This window comes from Brachybacterium halotolerans (genome assembly GCF_016623465.1).
GTDB classification, from domain to species: domain Bacteria; phylum Actinomycetota; class Actinomycetes; order Actinomycetales; family Dermabacteraceae; genus Brachybacterium; species Brachybacterium halotolerans.
Genome location: NZ_JAEDAJ010000001.1, coordinates 463352 through 481610 on the forward strand (window position 1 = coordinate 463352; position 18259 = coordinate 481610).

The 18259-nt window shown below is 68.3% G+C and carries 11 protein-coding genes and 1 pseudogene; 5 read left to right on the plus strand and 7 right to left on the minus strand.

What is annotated here, in order from left to right; translation table 11 throughout:
- Nucleotides 1-13: 13 nt before the first annotated feature.
- The 4 genes from I8D64_RS02090 to I8D64_RS02105 all read right to left on the minus strand — a co-directional run bounded on the left by I8D64_RS02090 (nt 14) and on the right by I8D64_RS02105 (nt 4400).
- The gene (locus I8D64_RS02090; RefSeq protein ID WP_200500841.1) at nt 14-1738 is read right to left on the minus strand and encodes a flavodoxin domain-containing protein; all 1725 of its coding nucleotides are present in this window, start codon (nt 1736-1738) and stop codon (nt 14-16) included.
- 242 nt (nt 1739-1980) lie between these two features.
- A complete protein-coding gene (locus tag I8D64_RS02095) occupies nt 1981-2358 on the minus strand; it encodes an SHOCT domain-containing protein (RefSeq protein WP_246482632.1) in 378 nt (125 codons plus the stop codon).
- A 177-nt stretch (nt 2359-2535) separates the two neighbouring features.
- A complete protein-coding gene (locus I8D64_RS02100) occupies nt 2536-3198 on the minus strand; it encodes a response regulator transcription factor (RefSeq protein ID WP_200500842.1) in 663 nt (220 codons plus the stop codon).
- Complete coding sequence (locus I8D64_RS02105) at nt 3195-4400, minus strand: sensor histidine kinase (RefSeq protein WP_200500843.1); 1206 nt, start codon at nt 4398-4400, stop codon at nt 3195-3197. The genes I8D64_RS02100 and I8D64_RS02105 overlap by 4 nt, the downstream gene beginning before the upstream one ends.
- Nucleotides 4401-4710: 310 nt before the next feature.
- On the opposite strand from I8D64_RS02105, the gene I8D64_RS02110 reads away from it, so the two are divergent.
- Entirely contained in the window at nt 4711-5739 is a 1029-nt protein-coding gene (locus I8D64_RS02110; protein ID WP_200500844.1) for a pyridoxal-phosphate dependent enzyme, read from the plus strand.
- Between the two features lie 623 nt (nt 5740-6362).
- Entirely contained in the window at nt 6363-9566 is a 3204-nt protein-coding gene (locus I8D64_RS02115) for a DEAD/DEAH box helicase (RefSeq protein WP_200500845.1), read from the plus strand.
- 101 nt (nt 9567-9667) lie between these two features.
- On the opposite strand, the gene I8D64_RS02120 is transcribed toward I8D64_RS02115, so the two are convergent.
- Both I8D64_RS02120 and I8D64_RS02125 read right to left on the minus strand, forming a co-directional pair.
- Nucleotides 9668-12844: a DEAD/DEAH box helicase family protein gene (locus tag I8D64_RS02120; RefSeq protein ID WP_200500846.1), complete on the minus strand. Its 3177-nt coding sequence runs from the start codon at nt 12842-12844 to the stop codon at nt 9668-9670.
- A 320-nt stretch (nt 12845-13164) separates the two neighbouring features.
- The gene (locus I8D64_RS02125) at nt 13165-13701 is read right to left on the minus strand and encodes a hypothetical protein (protein ID WP_425490258.1); all 537 of its coding nucleotides are present in this window, start codon (nt 13699-13701) and stop codon (nt 13165-13167) included.
- Nucleotides 13702-13927: 226 nt separating this feature from the next.
- Here I8D64_RS02125 and I8D64_RS02130 point away from each other — a divergent pair, with 226 nt between their 5' ends.
- Together I8D64_RS02130 and I8D64_RS02135 are read left to right on the plus strand one after the other, a co-directional pair.
- Complete coding sequence (locus I8D64_RS02130; protein ID WP_200500847.1) at nt 13928-14272, plus strand: sulfate permease; 345 nt, start codon at nt 13928-13930, stop codon at nt 14270-14272.
- Nucleotides 14273-14341: 69 nt separating this feature from the next.
- Nucleotides 14342-15346, plus strand: a complete 1005-nt coding sequence (locus tag I8D64_RS02135; RefSeq protein ID WP_200500848.1) for a DNA-processing protein DprA — start codon at nt 14342-14344, stop codon at nt 15344-15346.
- Between the two features lie 82 nt (nt 15347-15428).
- Here the strand turns inward: I8D64_RS02135 and I8D64_RS02140 are convergent.
- A pseudogene (locus I8D64_RS02140) lies at nt 15429-16985 on the minus strand (AAA family ATPase); the annotation flags it as partial.
- A 45-nt stretch (nt 16986-17030) separates the two neighbouring features.
- Between I8D64_RS02140 and I8D64_RS02145 the strand changes: the two are divergent.
- Nucleotides 17031-18256 (plus strand): IS3 family transposase gene (locus I8D64_RS02145; protein ID WP_246482634.1). Its coding sequence is split into 2 segments (ribosomal slippage): nt 17031-17316 and nt 17316-18256, totalling 1227 coding nucleotides; the frame shifts between segments, so codons are not numbered across the junction.
- Nucleotides 18257-18259 lie beyond the last annotated feature (3 nt).

The window sequence follows — 18259 nt, forward strand, 5'->3', positions numbered from 1 at the left end:
CCGCCGCCCGGGCTCAGTACACGTCCTCCCGGTACCTGTGCTCGGCCTGGAGCCGCGCCACCCAGGCCGCGCCCCGCTCCGGGGAGCCGAGCTCCCGGGAGGCGACGGCGCGCAGGGCGAGTCGCACGGCGGGCGCCATCTCGCGCGCATCGCCGCACACGTGCAGATGCGCTCCTCCGTCGATCCATGCGAAGAGCTCGGGGCCGAGTCGATCCATCGTGTGCTGGACGTACTCGGCTCCGTCCGCCGCCCGGGACTCGGCGACGTCCAGTCGCGTGAGCACGCCGTCGTCCCGCCATGCCTCGAGCTCCCGTGCGTACAGCAGGTCCGTCGTGCGCTCGCGGATCCCGCACAGCAGCCAGCTGCGGCCCGAGTCGCCGCGCGCGCTGCGCTCCTGGAGATAGCCGCGGAACGGTGCGACGCCCACGCCGGGGCCGATCATCACCAGATCGGCCGACGCATCGTCGGGCAGACGGAATCCCGGTGCGGGCCGGTGCCGCACGAGGACCTCCCGGGACGGGTTCCCGCCGGGCTGCTCCCCCGCGCTCCGGGCGAGCCGGGACAGGGCGCCGCTCGCGGTGCCCTCGAGGATCCTGCCGGCTCGCTCGTACCGGAGGGTCCGCACGGTGAGGTCCACGCGGCCCGCGTCCACCCTCGGGCTCGAGGCGATCGAGTAGGCGCGCGTCTGCAGCGGGCGCAGCCACCGCACGAGGTCCTCGGCGTCGGCCTGCAGCTGCGGAACCTCCTCGAGGACGGAGAGCAGGTCGCGTCCCCATCGCCAGCGCTCGAAGTCCGTGGCGCGCCCGGCGAGCAGGCGTCCGAGGGCATCGTCCCCGGTGCGCTCCTGGATCGCCTCCACGAGCGAGCGCGGCAGCTGGCGCAGCTCGAGCCGCTCGGTCAGCAGACGCGCGGCGGTGATGCTCGTCGTCCCGTCCTCCACGACCTGGTCCGGATCGATCCGCAGCCGGTCGAGCACGGCGGCCACGAGGCGCGGGTCGTTGGGCTCGAGCAGATCGAGGGAGTCGCCGACCTGCCAGGGCGGTCCGTCGCCGTCGGGTTCCGCCGCCGCGAGCGCGGACGGCAGCGCGAGCGTGCAGTGCAGGATCTCCCGATCGGGGTCCGTGTCGGTGAGCACCCGCACGCGCTCGACGATCGCGGTCCCGGCGGTCCGTGCCGCAGGGTCGGGAATCCGCAGCGGTTCGGGCTCGATGTCCTGGGGTCCGGCGGGCGGGGCTCCGGCACTGCTCGCGCCCCCGTCAGCGCTCACCGACCCCCGGGCGCCCGCTCCTCCGGCGGCCCCGGCCATGTCGCGGGCGACCGCGCCGATCCCCTCGCGCAGCCAACGCGAGGCGGGCGTCTCGTAATCGTAGTCGCAGGTGACGAGCTCGACGAGACGCTCCGCGCCGAGCTCGGCGAGGCGGTCGTCGAACTCGATGCCGGCCTGGCAGAAGTCCGCATAGACCCGGTCTCCCAGGGCGAGGACACCGAAGCGGAGGCGGTCGAGGTCCGGCGCGTCCGCGGCGATCAGCGCGTCCCACAGCTCCTCGACGTCGTAGGGGACATCGCCCTGACCCGTGGTGGAGACGACGAACAGCGCCCAGCGCATCTGCGCGAGCTCCTCGAGGGTCACGGCGTCGATCTCGCGCACGCGCACGCCGATGCCGACGGCGCGGGCGGCGGGTGGCGCGACGCGTTCGACGAGCTCCTCGCCGTTCCCGGTCTCGGAGGCATACAGCACGTGGAGCACGGGCTGAGCGCTCGGGCCGGTCTCGTGGGCGGCGGCGGTGGTGGTCCAGCGGGTCGTGGCGATCGCCTCCAGGGCAGACGGAGTTCCGTTCCTCGTGGGGCGTGACTCCAGCCTACGGATCCCCGCGGAGCGCTGCGGATGCCGTGGGTCACACCCTCTGCCCGGGCGGTCCCGCCGGGGTCAGCGATCGCGTCGACCCCGGCGTGTCCCCCACGAGGCCCCCGAGTCCTCGCTCAGCTCCGCTCGGTGAGGGCGGCGCTCGCGCGCAGCACCTCGAGCCGCTGGCGGTACTCGGCCTCCTCGAGGTCTCCCCGGGCGAAGCGCTCGGCGAGGGTCAGCTCGGCCCGGCGCAGCGGCGCGAGGGCCTCGTCGGCCCGACGCGCTCGCTCCTCGAGCCGGCGCTGCTCGCGCTCCTCGTGGCGCTCGGCGGACCAGCGCCGGCGCCCGCGGGTGAGCAGCACGACCGCGACCACGAGGATCACGAGCCAGAACAGCGGTGCGAGCAGGAAGAAGGGGCCGATGGGATGGGCGCCCCAGGATCCCGCTCCGCCGTCGGCGAGCAGAGGGACGGCGGGCGTCGCGGTGAGTGCGGTGGTGATCGCGGTGTGCATGGCGTGTCCTTCCGACAGGGGCCGCACCTGCGGCGACCCGATGCCTCCAGCGAACCGGCCACGGGCCCTCCGCACATCCCGCCCCGGGAGGCACTCCGACTGCTCCCCCGGGAGCAGGAGCGAGGTGCGGGGCCCCGTCAGCTCCGGCAGGACCCCGTCAGCTCCGGTGCCACGCCGTCAGCTCCAGCCGGGGCGCACCAGGCCCGTCTCGTAGGCGAGGACGACCAGGCGCGCGCGATCACGGGCGCCGACCTTCTGCATGATCCGCGAGACGTGCGTCTTCGCGGTGAGCGGGGAGAGCACGAGCCTGCCGGCGATCTCCTCGTTGCTCAGCCCCTCCCCGACCAGGCGCAGCACCTCCCGTTCGCGCTCGGTGAGCTCGCCGAGCGCGGTCGGGTCCGGGCGTTCGCGCAGGCCCCCGGCCGCGCGGTCCAGGAGGAGTCGGGTGATACCGGGCGAGAGCAGCGCGCCGCCGTCGTACACGACCCGCACCGCACGGATCAGATCAGCGGGTTCGGTGTCCTTGACCAGGAAGCCCGCGGCGCCGGCGCGGATCGCCCGCACCACGTACTCGTCGAGCTCGAAGGTCGTCACGATCACCACGCGCAGCGCGCGGAGCGCGGGATCGGCGGCGATCTGCTCCGTGGCCCAGAGCCCGTCGCCCTCCGGCATCCGGATGTCCACGAGCGCGACGTCCACCGGGGTCCGACGCAGCGCAGCGAGCAGCTCCCTGCCTCCCGCCGCCTCGAGGACGACCTCGATGTCCTCCTCGGCATCGAGCAGGGCGCGGAAGCCGCCGCGCACGAGCTGATGGTCGTCGGCGATCGCGACGCGGATCATGTGTGCCCCCAGGGAAGACGCGCGGTGACGACCGTCCCGCGTCCCTGCGGACCGGGCCCCAGGGAGAGGGTGCCTCCGAGCAGCTCGGAGCGGTCCCTCATGCTGCGGATCCCCGCCCCCGGATGAGCGAGCGCGGTGCCCACGCCGTCGTCGGCGACGTCGATCCGGAGCGCGCCGCCCTCGCGCCGCAGCCGGACCTCCGCCGTCTCGGCCCCGGAGTGCCGCACCACGTTCGTGAGCGCCTCGCGGACGATGCGGACGGCAGTCGCCTGGGTGCGACCCGCCGGAGCATCCTCGGCGCGGGGCTCCGTGCCATGGGGCTCCGTGCCGAGAGGGCCCGCGCCCCCGATATCGCTGTCCAGCGAGATCGCGAGCCCGAGCCCCCGGTGCTGCTCGAGGAGCGCGGGGAGGTCCGCGAGCTGCGGCTCTGGGGTCAGCGGCGCCTCCTCTCCGCGCAGGGTCGCGAGCACCCCGCGGGCCTCCTCGAGGCCGCCGCCCGCGAGGCGGCGGATGTTCCCGAGGGATTCGCGGGCCTTCGCCGGGTCCCTGTCGAACAGGTGGAGGCCCATCCCCGCCTGCACGGAGATCTGGGAGAGCGAGTGGGAGAGGACGTCGTGCAGCTCGCGGGCGATCTGGTCGCGCTCGGCCTGCTCCGCCTCGCGTCGCCGCTGCTCGAGCAGCGCCTCCCGTCTCCGCATCCGCTCGGCGCGCGAGCGAATGCCCATGCCGACGCCGAGGCAGACGGCCAGGATCACCGTTCCGGCGATGATCCGCTGGGGTGCTCCCGAGGGCCACAGCAGCTCCGCGAGCACGACGCCCACCGCCCAGGTCGTGCACGCCGTCGCGAGCGCCCACACGGGGGCGGCGCGCACCAGCGCGATCACGAGCGCGATGCCGAGCGCGACCGGCGGAGGGCCGAAGGGCGGCGGCAGGAACAGCAGGACGAGCGCGAGCGGCGCGATCACGATCACCGTCGGCCCGGGACGCGTCCAGATCGCGAGCAGGGCGAGAGCCGAGAGGGCCGCAGCCGCGGTCCGCGCAGCGACGAGCGCGGGGGCCGTCTCCGTCCACACGCCGATGGCGAGCGTCGGCGGCACCTGGATCAGGAGCGCGACCAGGGCGGGGAGCAGAGCGACGACGCGCCCCGGACCCCGTCGTCCCCGGGTGCGGGGCGCGGGATCCGCCCCGTCTCTCGCGCACATGCTCGAAGGCTACGCCGGAGCGTGCGCCGGGTCGTCCTCCCCCGGGAGCATGCGCCGGTGCTCCCGGGGGAGCAGACCAGGCCACGAGCCGCCGGGCCGGTGCGCTCCGATTGCCTCGCGCGGTCGCGGCGGGCTACGGTGACGCCGTGCTGACCTGTCGTTGTCGTCCCTGAGCGCCTGCGCTCGGCCCGAGCGCGCCCGCGCTCCCCGCCAAGCGCGCCCGCGCTCCCCGCCGAGCGCGCCCGACGATCCATCGACCACCGTGCGGCGTCGACGCCGTCCGCCGCACCCCGTCCAGAGGACACCACTCGTGCACTACGCCCAGTCCGCGGCCGATCTCATCGGCTCCACTCCCCTGATCCGCCTGCAGCGCGTCACCGAGGGGATCGACGCGACCGTCCTGGTCAAGGTCGAGTACTTCAACCCCGGCGGATCCTCGAAGGACCGCATCGCCCGCACCATCATCGACGCCGCCGAACGGGAGGGCCGTCTGCGCCCGGGCGGCGTGATCGTCGAGCCCACGAGCGGCAACACCGGGGTGGGCCTCGCCCTGGTCGCCCAGCAGCGTGGCTACCGGACGGTCTTCGTGGTGCCGGACAAGGTGGGCCCCGACCGTCGCGCCGTGCTCATGGCCTACGGCGCCGAGGTCGTGGTGACGCCGGCCGCGGTGGCGAAGGAGGATCCGCGCTCCTACTACAGCGTCGCCGATCGGCTGACGCGCGAGATCCCCGGTGCCTTCCAGCCCAATCAGTTCGTGAACCAGAACGGCCCGCTCGCGCACTTCCAGACCACGGGACCGGAGGTGTGGCGCGACACGGACGGCGCGGTCACGCACTTCGTCGCCGGCATCGGCACGGGCGGCACGATCAGCGGAGCGGGACGCTTCCTCAAGGAGGCCTCCGGTGGTCGCGTGCAGGTGATCGGCGCGGATCCGGAGGGGTCGATCTACTCCGCGGACCCCGCTGATCCCGAGCAGATCCACGCGAACCTCATCGAGGGGGTGGGCGTCACCTTCGTCCCCGAGACCTTCCACCCCGAGGTCGTCGACGGCCTCCAGCGGGTCCCCGACGCGGAGTCCTTCGCGATGGCGCGCCGCCTCGCCCGCGAGGAGGGTCTGCTGGTGGGCGGCTCGAGCGGCATGGCCGTGGTCGCCGCCCTGCGCACGGCCCATGACCTGCCGTCCGACGCGGTGGTGGTCGCCCTGCTCCCCGATCACGGGCGCGGGTACCTCGGGAAGCTCTTCGACGACGCGTGGATGCGCGAGAACGGCTTCGAGGTCGACGAGCCGGAGTCACTGGTGCCGGCGGACGTCCTCCGGGAGCTCGATCTCGAGCAGTGACGGGCCGCGGGGCCGACGGTCGACGTCCGGTTCGGCCGCCCCACGAGCGTCCTGGACACGACGAAGGCCCCCACCATTCGGTGGGGGCCTTCGTGACGAGTCACTGTCTCACGGTTTCTCGAGTGGACCTAGCGGCAAGCTTGTCGAAACCTGCCCCGTCGTTGGTTCGCATGGGCTCGATGCACCAGTCGATTCGCGTCCGCATGCTCAATGCCCGCCGCGAGGAGCCGCTCCCGCGTCAGCTTCCTCGCGCTAGCAAAGAACTGCTGGACGTGGCGCAGAGGCAGTACGAGGCCGGCGCCACGTTGCGAGAGACTGCCAAGGAACTCGGGATCGGTCGGGAGCGGCTGGCCTTACTGCTGCGGGACCGGGGTGTACGGATGCGGCGTGCCACACCGTCGGCGGACGATGTGCGGGAGATGGCTCGTCGCTATTCCGGTGGTGAGTCGCTCGAACGCGTGGGCAAGCGCCTCGGATTCTCACCCAGCACAGTCCGCAACCATCTCCGGTCTATCGGCGTAGTGCTGCGTGACGTGCACGGACGTGAAAGGTAACGAACCTCGTCGATCGCCGAGATTGGACGTCAGGCACCTGTTGCTGCTCGACCGGGCAAGATGGGGACCATGGGACTGGCTCGGGTCAGAGATGAGCGGCTTCGGATTCTGTCGTTCTGGTGGATGTTGGAGTTGTTCAGCCCGCAGCAGGTGCCGGCGTTGACGCGTCGAGCGACCCGCCCGTCGGATCGTCAGGTGATCGCGTGGCAGTCCGGGGATCCTCTCCCCTGGGATGTACTGGCTCCGCCCGAGCCGTTCCACGGGACGCGCAGGGTCTGGCGCCACACCCTGTATCTGGGCGTCTACAAGCTGGAGGCAACCTACGAGGCGTTGGGCCGTGTGTTCGGCGAGGATCCTGACGCCTACGACAAGCGACCCGACGGTGAGAGCGCCTGTGCCGGGCTCCTGATCGATAACGAGGGTCGACTGGTCACCGATTCGGCGGTGCTGTCATCAGCGCTCTGGGCAGCTGGCCGGACACGAGATCCAGGACCGAGCAACCCGCGCTGGATGGCCGGGTTCGACGAGGCCGCGGAAGAATTCGTCGAGTCGGTTGACGCTTTTGAAGGCGCCCGCCGCGACGCCGATGGCGGAGAGCAGCCCCCGCCTTACGACTCGGACTCGCTGAACGAGTTGCTGAAGCTCTCCCATGTCGCTGCCGGAGTCGAAGGCTTCGATGACCTCGCGAACGAGCGCCTGGTGATCGAGAGTGTGGCGGTGTCGGCGCGACGGGCCGAGGACGGAACGGACACCGACTTCTTGAACAGCTTCTACCTCGACGATCTCGCGGCTGTGCGCACCCATGTCGCAGGCGGAGATCTCGGCGCCGGCCTTGCCACATATCTCACCGGCGACCAGACACTTCCCGTGTCCGACCGCATCGATGTCGTCACGCACCCGGGCGCGATAGACGCAGGCACCGCGATCGAGCGCCTCCCCAAGGGCCGGTGGCCGGCAAACCCGGAGCACTCGCTCGCCTTGAGCCAGCAGTTCGCTGTCAACCGCGCGCTGAACGACCTTGGGCATAGCACTGGCCTGATGGGCGTCAACGGGCCACCGGGCACGGGCAAGACGACCATGCTGCGCGACATCCTCGCCGGGAACGTCGTCGAGCGAGCCCGACGACTCGCGGCTCTGTCTCGGCCTTCGGATGCCTTCACTGAGGTCACGCACCGATGGTCCGATGGCGAAGGCCACTCCCGGATCGTTCGCCAGCTCAAACCCGAGCTGACGGGATTCGAGATGGTCGTCGCGTCGGCGAACAACGCGGCCGTCGAGAACGTCACCACAGAGATACCCGACGAGAACGCCATCAACGCGCCGTGGCGCGGCCACATCGACTACTTCGGTGATATCGCGACCAAGATCCTCCAAGACGTGGCCTCCAGCAACACCACCGGCAACGCGACACCGCCAACAGCCTGGGGCCTCGTCGCCGCCCGACTCGGCAGAAAGAAGAACCGCTCGGCCTTCCACTCAGCGTTCTGGTTCGACGAAAAGGACCCCAAGACCAAGAAGCCTGTCGAGAACGGCGTCCCAAGGATGCAGACAAGACTGACGCAGTGGCGCGACGGCGACGCTCCCTACACGCCCTGGGCACAAGCACGCGAAGCCTTCCACGCAGCCGAACAGCGCGTCGACGTACTCATCCGGCAACGGGCGCAGGCCCAGGATCGGCTCCGCCGAGTCCCGGAACTGGCTGAGCGTGAACGTGGTCTCGAAGCGGCCATCGATCAGGAACTACGAGGTCTGAACCGGGCCCAACACGATCTGTCCCAGCATCAACCCGTTCAGCAGCAGGCAGATGAAGCCCGCGCGCAAGCCGTCAAGAGCCACAACCGGCACCTCGCCGCCAAGCCCGGCGTGCTGGAGACGATCTTCTCCTTCGGACGAGCCGTACGAGCTTGGCGCATACGCCTCGACGACCTCGCGCGAGCACTGGACAACGCCGAGCAACACCACCGAGAAGTGCACGACCGCGGGGAACGGCTCCACGACGCCGTACAGCATGCCCGAGCACGGCTGTCCTCAGCTCAACACGACCTGAACAGCACTCGAGATCAGCGGAGCAGACTTCAGGCTCAGTGTGCGCAGGACGAAGAACGGTTCGGTGCGGCCTATCCCGGCCCGGCATGGCAGGGTGATCAACGAGAGCTACACGCGCCCTGGCTCGACGAAGAGCTCGACAGAGCACGCTCTGACCTCTTCGTCGCCGCGCTCCAACTGCACCAAGACTTCCTCGCCAACACCGCACGCGACATGCTCAACGGCCTGCGTGCCGCCGGTGAGGTCGTCGCCGGGAACTATCCACGCGACCTCGAGCCAGAGAAGCTCCGGGCCGCCTGGCAACTGTTCTTCCTAGTCGTTCCGTTGATCTCCACAACTTTCGCCTCGGCCAGCCGGATGTTCAGCGGCATCGGCTCAGAGGCGATCGGCTGGCTGCTCATCGACGAAGCAGGCCAAGCCTCACCCCAGTACGCCGTCGGCGCGATCTGGCGCGCGCAACGCATCGTCGCAGTGGGCGACCCGCTCCAGCTCGAACCCGTTGTCACACTCCCCGAGAAGGCACAGCGCAATATCGCCAGCAGTTGCGACATCAGCACGACCTGGATCCCGCCACGCGCTTCCGTCCAGACCCTGGCCGACCGCGTCACACCGTTCGGAACGCTGCTCGATCAAGGCGAGGACAAGGTATGGGTCAGCGCGCCGCTGCTGGTGCATCGCCGCTGTGACAACCCAATGTTCACCCTGTGCAACCAGATCGCCTACAACAACCTCATGGTCAACGGCGTCCACCGCGACCTCAACGACCCCCACGAGCGCTTCGACAGCCCGACCGGTCCGATCATCGCCGCCAGCTACTGGGCCGACGAGCCGGCCAACAGCCCAGGTAGCCATCTCCAACCAAGTCAGATCGAGCGGCTAGAGAAGGCCCTCGCCTACTTGAACGACCACGGCATCCCACCGTCGGAGGTCATCGTCATCTCCCCATTCCGAGCCGTCGCAGACCGCCTCCGCACCCTCATCCCGAAATACCAGGGCCTCCAAGCCGGGACCATTCACACAGCGCAAGGACGCGAAGCCGCCGTCGTGATCCTCGTCCTCGGCGGTGACCCCAGCAAACCGGGAGCACCCGCCAACTGGGCACGGACCCCGAACCTCGTCAACGTCGCCGCCAGCCGTGCGAAACGCCGCCTCTACGTCATCGGCGATCGCGCCTTCTGGGCACGACACAACTACTTCCGAGACCTATCCAACGCCCTCCTTCAATAGGCGCAGCCGCTCACACGCGCCCTTCCGGGCAACTTGAGCGCGCTTCCTTGCTGTCTGCCGGAGTGCGGGTGCGGACACTCCCGGACCATCGCTCTGCGCGATCAGTCCGATCCGTAGACCTCAAAACCGCCTTTGGTCACGGTCTGCACATATGAGGCAGCGCCGGCGATGAGCCTTAGCTGCTCGTCACTCGCTGAACCGATGCTCAGGCCTGGCTGGACAATGATCGTCGTGAACCGCGGGAACAGCAGACACGCTTGCTGCCTGATCCGGAAGAGCATCTCGCGATCACCGATTTCGAACGCCGTCCCTCCAAAGCGGCGCGTATATCCGACGGCCCGTCGGTCGAGGTGCTCGAGGAGTGGCAACGCTGCGTTGTCTCGCCATCGCGCGCCGCGCATCGCTTGGCCGCAGACTTCGTAGAGGTCCTTGAGGCGGGATCCCGCATCTGGTTTCGAGGAGTACTTGCAGTGCACCAGCGTGACGTGCAGGTCCCCTCCATCGACTCGGATGCCGACGAGGTCGGCTGCCTCACCCGACCTGTCATCGTCGATGAGGACGTCAAAGGTCTGGTTCTCACCGAGGTAGCGCGCCATGAAAGCCTGGATCGAGTCGGCTCTGCGATCGGGGCCCTGCGATTCGACGGCGATGTTCACACCTCCGGCGGCCCAGTCGAGAGAACGCAGGTTGTCGCGGGGATATGGCGGAAGCTCGGTTCGGGGCGCGAGCAGCCGGTCATCGCCGGTGATCAGTCGGTCGCCGGAGAGAAGGAGCGTGGGCTTGTGGTTGTTTAACCAGGTCGACAGAGGCGCTGTCGATCCGCGCCCTCCCTCGACCGTGGCATCGTCACCCAGTGCACGGTAGTGCACACCAGTCGAACCGAACCGCCCCTCGTACGCGAGCTCCCACGTAGGTGTGACGACGGAGAAACGAAGTGGGCCGTCGACTCCGTAATCGTCGATCCTCAATCCGGCATCGGTCAACGGAACGCCGTTGGCGTTGAAGACAACGCGTGAGGACGTTCCGGCGCCGACGTAGAGCTCCCATGGCCACTCGACCGCGAGGAACGGGTACGGGGGCCGCTCCTTGACGTCGACAGGGATGATCATGTCGCGGAACAGCGATCGGACGTCAACAGACCTGTCCCGCAGCTTCGCTCCCTGATCGCGACACCATCGTCGCCATTCTGCAAGGTTCGACGCCGTTCGCATCGACCAGAATCTCCCGGATAGCGCCGCTGCAATCGTGACGCGCTCTCCCTCTTGAAACGCCTTGGCTGCGACGTGTGTGTTGGCCTTGTGGGTGCGCTCGGCTTCTGTCAGTGCCGTCTCGACATCGCTTCCCACGTGCATGGAGAAGCGCTTGTCACGATCCCGGGCATCGAGTAGCCCAATGTTCGTCGGAACGAGGCGGTCGAGCTTTGCAAAGACCTTGAAGGTGTCGTAACCGTTGACCGGCGCCGGTTCATGCCCGACCACTGCCTCGACGAGATCGTCCAGGCTGCGTTTGGTGTCCGAGCAGTGAACGTAGAGGAGCCCCTGCGTCCGATCGAGGAAGAGCACGACGAGCGTGTAATCAGTGGCTCGCAGGGATGGGATGTCACCCCAGCGGAGATCGGAGACCGTCTCGATCACGAACCAGGCGATGGTGTCATCACGGTTGACACTAATCAGGCCGTCCAAGATGCTGTCGCCGAACACGGCACGGGCCGCCAGCGGGTCCCAGTCCACGGTCGTCGTCGCGAAGGCGCGAGCGCTCATCTTCGGTTCCAGCAGGCCAACAGGCACGTCAGGCGGATTGTCAAGGAACGAGGCCTCGAACTCGCTGATCTCGTCAGCTCGCTCGGTCGCACGCTCCGTAATGTCGCTGAGGACCTTGTCCCAGTCGGGATCCTCTCGCAGGAGAAAACGCAACGGCGAGAGCGCCTGCTTCGGATCCTGGCGGATGAAAACGCTCGCGGTTCCGATCGGGACGGGAGATGACGTACGGGCGAGCCGGCCGATGAGCTGGACCATAGGGCTCAGGGATCGATGCGTGTCATGGAACGCTCCGACCTTGAGCGTGGGGAGGTCGAAGCCTTCGCCCAGCATGTCGACGCAAACGATCACGCGGCTGGACCGCTCCCGCATGGCTCGGATCGCCGCGTCACGTTCGCTCGCCCGCAGCGAGTCGTAGATCACCTTCGGAGCGAACTCGGGAGCGAGTCGCGAGTACAGCGCGTGGATCTCGTCGGCCCGAGGCTTCGTCGCGACCCGAGCCAGGAGTAGGTGTTCGTGCCCGGCGTCCAGATCGCTACGGAGCCGAGACAGCGCGGCTCTGGCAAGCGCTTCGTCATCGTCATCCAGATCAAGGACGGCCGTGAAGTCAATCGTGCTGAAGTAGCCTTCTTTCTGTGCCTCCCGAAGCGGGAAACGAAAGATCACTCGTCCCGGCAACGTCAGTCCGTCACGCCGGTAGGGGGTCGCGGTGAACAGCAGGACGGGACGCTCCCCGAAGGCGCGGATGATCTCCGTCCACGTTCGCGCTGGCGCGTGATGCGCCTCATCGACCAGGAGGTGTGTGAACCCAGAGAAGAACGCTCGCCGCACGGCATCCTCTGACGCGTGGATCGCGTTCGGAGTCGCCACCACGACGTTGCAGGCAGCCACGAAAGCGGCCGCGTCCTGTTCGCTGTCGAATCGTCCGGCGACTCGCCCGACCCGCGGTCTCATCGCGTCCGGCCCGACGATGCCCTCTTGCTGGAGGATGCCGAGCGTCTCGAACTTTGAGGCAATCTGCTCTCTCAGAGCCGAGGAAGGGACCACGACAAGGACGCGTTCCGGACGCTGCGCGACCAACCATGCCACCATGGTCTCGGTCTTGCCCGTCCCCGTGGGCATCACCACGATTCCTGGCTCTGTGAGGCCCGACGACTGGTATCCGACGATGGAATGCAGCGCACCGATCTGCGGGCGACGCAGGCTGTGCGGGCGACTGTGGGACGTGAACCCGATCGCTCCGTCGAAGGACTCCCTCACGGCATCCGCGGGTAAAGGGTGCCTCGATCCCACCCAGGTGATCTCGTCGCCCGATGCGCCGTTCTCGGGAAGGACGGCGACCAGGCCTTCTTCGCGCGGTTCGTCTGGTCCTGATGCGGTCGGCCACTGTCCGTACCTGCTTCGAATGTGCGGAGCAGGTCCGTCCGCGAGGTCGAGTCCATCGTGGGCCGGGACCAGCAATTGACGGAGCGTGTTCTTCCCGATGGCCTCCGTGGTCGCCCACACGTCGCTGGTTCTCACTGCAGCCACCCTGCGGTCGCACCAGCACACGCCTCGGAAACAGACGTGTCAACGTGGGATGGCCGTTGGCCAGATGATCTACGGAGCTTCCAACGCAGGCATGCTTCAGCGCGCTGCGCCAGGTCTGGTGTCGTCACCGGGTGCCTCCTACCGGTGACACGGTCACCTATCTGCAGATGCTCATTGAATTCATCATGCTGGACCGCACATGTTCTTCGTGAGCCGACACGCGGCCGCGCGCGAGAGGTCTATCGAGAACTCCATCGGGCTGTGGCTGCCGTTACCGGATGTACGGTCACAGGACACAGGCATGCGGGCGGTCAGAACGGCAACGAGGCCCCCAGCGCATCGATCACCTGTCGAGCGCCCTCGGCAGCCTCCTCGGTCGCAGCCTTTCCGAGACCCGCGCTGATCGGGGCAAGCAGTCCCTTGATGAGAGTGACTCCCCGCCGCACGATGCCCTGATCGGGCTCGGACTTGACCACTTCCTGGAGGACGAGGTTGGCGTTCTCGCGGAGCTCTGCCCCGTCGGTCTCGTCAAGCTGAAAGGTCGACAGGCTCGCCAGGATGTCGGTGAGCAGTTGCGCAAGTTGCTCGTACCCAGCGGCGACCTGCTCGCTGTGCTCCTGAACCTGCGTGACGCTCTGGTTGTCCCATGCGAGCTGGGCGTGGTCTCCGTTCACGGTGACGACTGGCCCGTTGTAGTTGTTGACTGTTGTGGCAGCCGGGAGCGAGACGACGCCGTGGTCGGCTTCCAGCGGCACCCGGACGGGGTTCTTGGCGAACTCGCGCTCGATCTCGCGCGACATCTTCCGTATGGCCTGCTTGTTGATCTTGAACCCGTTCGCCATGCTCACACCACTTCCTGCTCCGGAGGATCGCCTGCACCAAGGATCGCATGCAGCACAGACATCGGAGCGCCGTTCGAGGCCTTCCCTCGTCGCTCTGACAGGAGTATTTTGATGAGTAGGCGGCCTCTACCTACGTGACCCACTGCCGGATGCAGTGGGATGACCAGTCGGCCTCGGTCGGAGCGGTCCTTCTTGATTCCTTGTCACCGGAGACGAGGAGAGGACTGTGCTCATGTTCCGCCTGATCTGGATCGGCAGCGTCTACACCCACTACTTCGTGCGTCGATACATGCCCACCAACATCCTGCTGGACCTGATCCGTACGCGCCGTGGGCTGAAGTGGGGCCTGCCGGCGATGCTGCTGGCCATCCCGTATCTGTACGTGGCGAGCTTGCTGACGGTGCTGATCGAGGACGGCGCACCGGACTGGCTGCACGTGCTGGTGGTGTTGTGCATCTGGAACGCGATGAAGTTCGCGAGCATGGGCCCGGTCAGCGTCGTCCTGCTGCTGCGGGCGCGCGCCATCGAGTGGGGCGAGCGTTGTAGGTCTCGCCGCTCCGTGTCCGCGGTCGCCTGACCGCACCCTGTTGCGTGAGGGCGGTTGTGCACCTTCTCGGCGTCATCTGACCGAGAAGGAGGCCTCGTCATGGCCGGTATCGCTGACCTGGCAACTGATGAATGCCACGCGCGGATGCTGTTGTCGATCCTGTCCGGACCCGACGACGCCACCACTGGGCACATCCTTGCCCGTGAGGGTGGGGTCGAGACGATCCGCCGGCTCGATGATGACGGCGCGGTGCCGGGGCTGAATCGTGTGGACGCGCGGGTCTGGCGTGATCGCCTCGCGTTGCCGCGCCGACTGGAAAATGTGGCCGGGCGGATGCGCGACATCGAGCAGTCCGGGATCGCGACGGTGATTCCGGGTGATGCGCACTGGCCGCAGGCGCTGAACGATCTGGGCGACCGTGCCCCGTACGTGCTGTGGGCGCGCGGTGCGACGTCGTTCCTGGCCCGGCCGACCGCCGATCTGGTGACGGTCACTGGTGCTCGGGCGGCGACGGCGTATGGCGAGCAGGTCGCCTGCGAAATCGCTGGCGACCTCTCGCACGGTGAGCGGGTCGTGGTGGCCGGCGGCGCATACGGGGTCGAGGGTGCCTCTCACCGGGCAGCGCTCGCGTCTGGTGGCGACACGATCGCGGTGCTCGCCAACGGGGTCGACCGCCCATACCCGACCGGTCATCGCGAACTGCTTGATCGAATCGCAGATGTTGGCCTGTTGGTCAGTGAGGTGCCGCCGGGGTCGGTACCGACGCGGCAGCGGTTCCTGGCGCGCGGCCGGTTGATGGCCGCACTCTCTGGGAGCACCGTTGTGGTCGAGGCGGGCGTACGTTCAGGCGCGCTGCATACGGCGGTCGAGGCGCAGCGTCTGGGCCGAAGCGTCGGCGCGGTCCCGGGGCCGGTGACCTCGGTGACCAGCAGCGGCCCGCACATGCTGCTGCGTAACGGCACCGCCCAGCTCGTCACCGACGGCAGCGACGTCGAGGACCTGATCAACCACGCGCCAGAACGCGGCGCCGATCGCGCAGCGCTGGGTCCGGAGTTCGCACACCGCCCGGTGCCGTCAACGGATAAACCGACGCGGTCGATGTAGCCCCCCGGTCGCCGTCCTCTTCGTGCAAGGGCCTCGCATCCCGTGATGCAAGGCCCTTCCTCTTGTCCTCTGTCCGATCTGGTCATAGTTCGAGCTCTCGGGCGAGGCGCTGAGTGGGCCGCTGCTGGTCTCGGTGCTGCGGGCCGGTGAGTGCGCGGAATGCTGCGTCTGCACGGGCACGATCGATCTTCTGCGCGGTCCCCTCCGGTATCGGGCCGAGCGGACTCCCGTCGGTGATCGCGTAGCGATCGCGGTACGCGGCGATGATCCGGGCATGTAGATGCCACCGCTGCCGCCCACGGGCATCTGTCGGCGGTGTGCCGAGCGGGCGTGTCCAGGGTTCGTCGGCGCGGATCGCTGTGTCGAGGACGGCGTCGGCGCGGGCTTCGATCAGGTCACGACGCTCGTCCAATGCCTGACGCATGTCTGCGGCGACCTGGCCGTCGACTCGTGGGATCAGGCCAACAATCAGGCGTGCTGGTCTACGGGTACGGCCGGAACCGGCCGGGCGCGCGGTGGCGTGAGCGAGGCGGTGGTGGATGATCGAGGCGATGTCGTCGGCGTCCTCGAGTCCACGGGCTTGGATGAGGCGTGGCAGGAGCTGGTCGACGTCGTGATGGTTGGCCTCGGTCCGTCGCAGATCCGCGGTCAGTGCACCGAATGCCTCGGAGTCGATGACGGTCTCGGCTTGCTCGTCGGTGAGCCCGCTGGTGCGGATGAGCTGAGCCCAGCGGTCGTGTTGGGCGGCTTGGGCGATGGTCTCGTACTCGGCGGCGAGCTGTGCGATTGAGCCCCAGGCCTCCTGCTCGGCGGTGATGGTCTCGTGCGCGGAGAGCTCTGCCCCGACGTGCTGCAGCACTCCGTAGAGCACGGTGCGGGCGGTCGCGTCGGGGTTGTCTGACGGGTGCGGCGCGGCGTGGTCGTCGGGGCGGTTCAGCACCACGTAGGCGCGGTTGGAGTCGCGGCCGCGGGTCATGGCTACATAGAAGTTCTCCCGTGTTGTCGTCGGCTCGACCAGCACATGCGCAGTGTCGGTGGTGATGCCCTGCGCCCGATGCGCTGTCACCGCGTACCCGAGATCGACATGCGCGGCAGCGTAGGCAGCCGGAAGGACGAGGGGGCCGCCGAACCGGCGCCCGGTCTTGCGGATGGTGATGGAGCCGTCGTCGCGGACGGCGGTGATGGTCCAGCGTTCGCCGTTGCGGATCCAGTCCTTCCCGTTCCGCAGCCGGCGGTCGTTTCGGCGAGTGATGATCGTGTCCCCGACACCGGCCCGGTTGCCATCGTTCAGGTCGACCTCGCGGCCTGGGCGGAGGGTGCCGTCGAGGATGAGGTCGGCACGGGCTCGGTTGTTCAGCTCGGTGACGTCGTCGCGGGATTCCGCGATCAGCACCGACACGTGCCCCGCGGCCCCGTCAGCGCGCCATGCCATGTAGGCGGCATCGATCATCGGTTCGGCATCGCCGTCGGTGATGCGGTCGTGATCGAGGTAGGTGTCGATCACCTCGGTGCGTCCGTGCCGCAGTGCCAGGGATGCGGTCTTCCCCCACCCATGGGTGAACCGGTGCACGTCGATGAGCTCCGGGGCATCGTCGCGGTCGGAGACGAGGAGGTTGAACGCTCCCCCGGCATCCACTGAAGCGCCCTGGGTTCCGTTCCGAGTCTCAGCAAGGAGAATCGGAGCATGCCCAAGAAGTTCAGTCCAGAGCTGCGTGACCGTGCCGTGCGCATGGTCTACGACCGGCAGGCACTCGAAGGTGGCCCCAGATCGGTGTCGATCCGTGCGGTCGCACCTCAACTCGGTGTTGGCATGGAGACGCTGAGGATCTGGTGCAACCGCTACGGGCCGGTCGAACCCTCTGCCGGCCCCGGGGAGTCGCTCGAGGAGGAGAACCGCCGGCTACGTCGAGAGCTCGCCGAGTCCCGGCGGGCCAACGAGATCCTCAAGGCCGCGTCCGTGTTTTTCGCCAAGGAACTCGACCACCCCACGACGAATTGATCGCCTTCATCGACAGGCATCGCGATCGCTTCGGGGTCGAGGCCATCTGCCGCATCCTGGGCGCGACAGAACGTGGATTCCTCACCTCTCGCGGCTACCGCGCCGCGAAGCAGCGCCCGGCATCGGCCAGGGCGATTCGTGACGAGGTGCTCGTCGAAGAGATCCGTCGGATTCATGCCGAGAACTACGGCGTCTACGGGTATCGGAAGATGCATCACGCGATGCGCCGTGCCGGATGGGACATCGGCCGCGACCAGACCGCTCGGCTGATGAAAGCTGCTGGTCTGTGCGGGATGCGCCGTGGCCGAAAGGTGCTCACGACGAGCTCTGCTGGTGGCCCGGACCTTCGTCCTGATCTGGTCGAGCGGGACTTCACGGCTGCCGGACCGAATCGGCTCTGGGTCGCTGACATCACTTACGTCCGGATCCCGTCCGGGTTCTGCTACACCGCGTTCATCACGGACGTCTTCACGCGAAGGATCGTCGGCTGGGCGGTGGCCACCACCCTCCACACCGAGGCGCTGCCACTGCAGGCTCTCGAGCAGGCCCTCCAGACCACCCCGGCAGAAGCGTCCCGGACTGGGCTGATCCATCACAGCGACAGAGGCAGCAACTACGTCTCGTTGGCTTACTCCGATGCGCTGATCACTGCCGGGGTCCAGGCCTCGGTCGGACCAGTCGGGGACAGCTACGACAACGCCTTGGCCGAGACCGTCAATGGTCTCTACAAAGCCGAGCTCATCCACCGACGCCGCACCTGGCCCTCAGCTGCCGCAGTCGAGATCGCCACCCTGGACTGGGTCAACTGGTGGAACACGAAGCGCCTTCACGAAGCCCTCGACTATCGCACCCCGGCCGAACTCGAAGCGGCCTACACTCGCCCCACGACGACCGCACCCGCGACCGTCTAACCA

Coding starts and splice junctions, on each gene's coding strand:
- I8D64_RS02095 (WP_246482632.1), bottom strand. CDS start 2,358: ATGCACACCGCGATCACCACCGCACTCACCGCGACGCCCGCCGTCCCT.
- I8D64_RS02100 (WP_200500842.1), bottom strand. CDS start 3,198: ATGATCCGCGTCGCGATCGCCGACGACCATCAGCTCGTGCGCGGCGGC.
- I8D64_RS02105 (WP_200500843.1), bottom strand. CDS start 4,400: ATGTGCGCGAGAGACGGGGCGGATCCCGCGCCCCGCACCCGGGGACGA.
- I8D64_RS02115 (WP_200500845.1), top strand. CDS start 6,363: ATGGGACTGGCTCGGGTCAGAGATGAGCGGCTTCGGATTCTGTCGTTC.
- I8D64_RS02130 (WP_200500847.1), top strand. CDS start 13,928: ATGTTCCGCCTGATCTGGATCGGCAGCGTCTACACCCACTACTTCGTG.
- I8D64_RS02135 (WP_200500848.1), top strand. CDS start 14,342: ATGGCCGGTATCGCTGACCTGGCAACTGATGAATGCCACGCGCGGATG.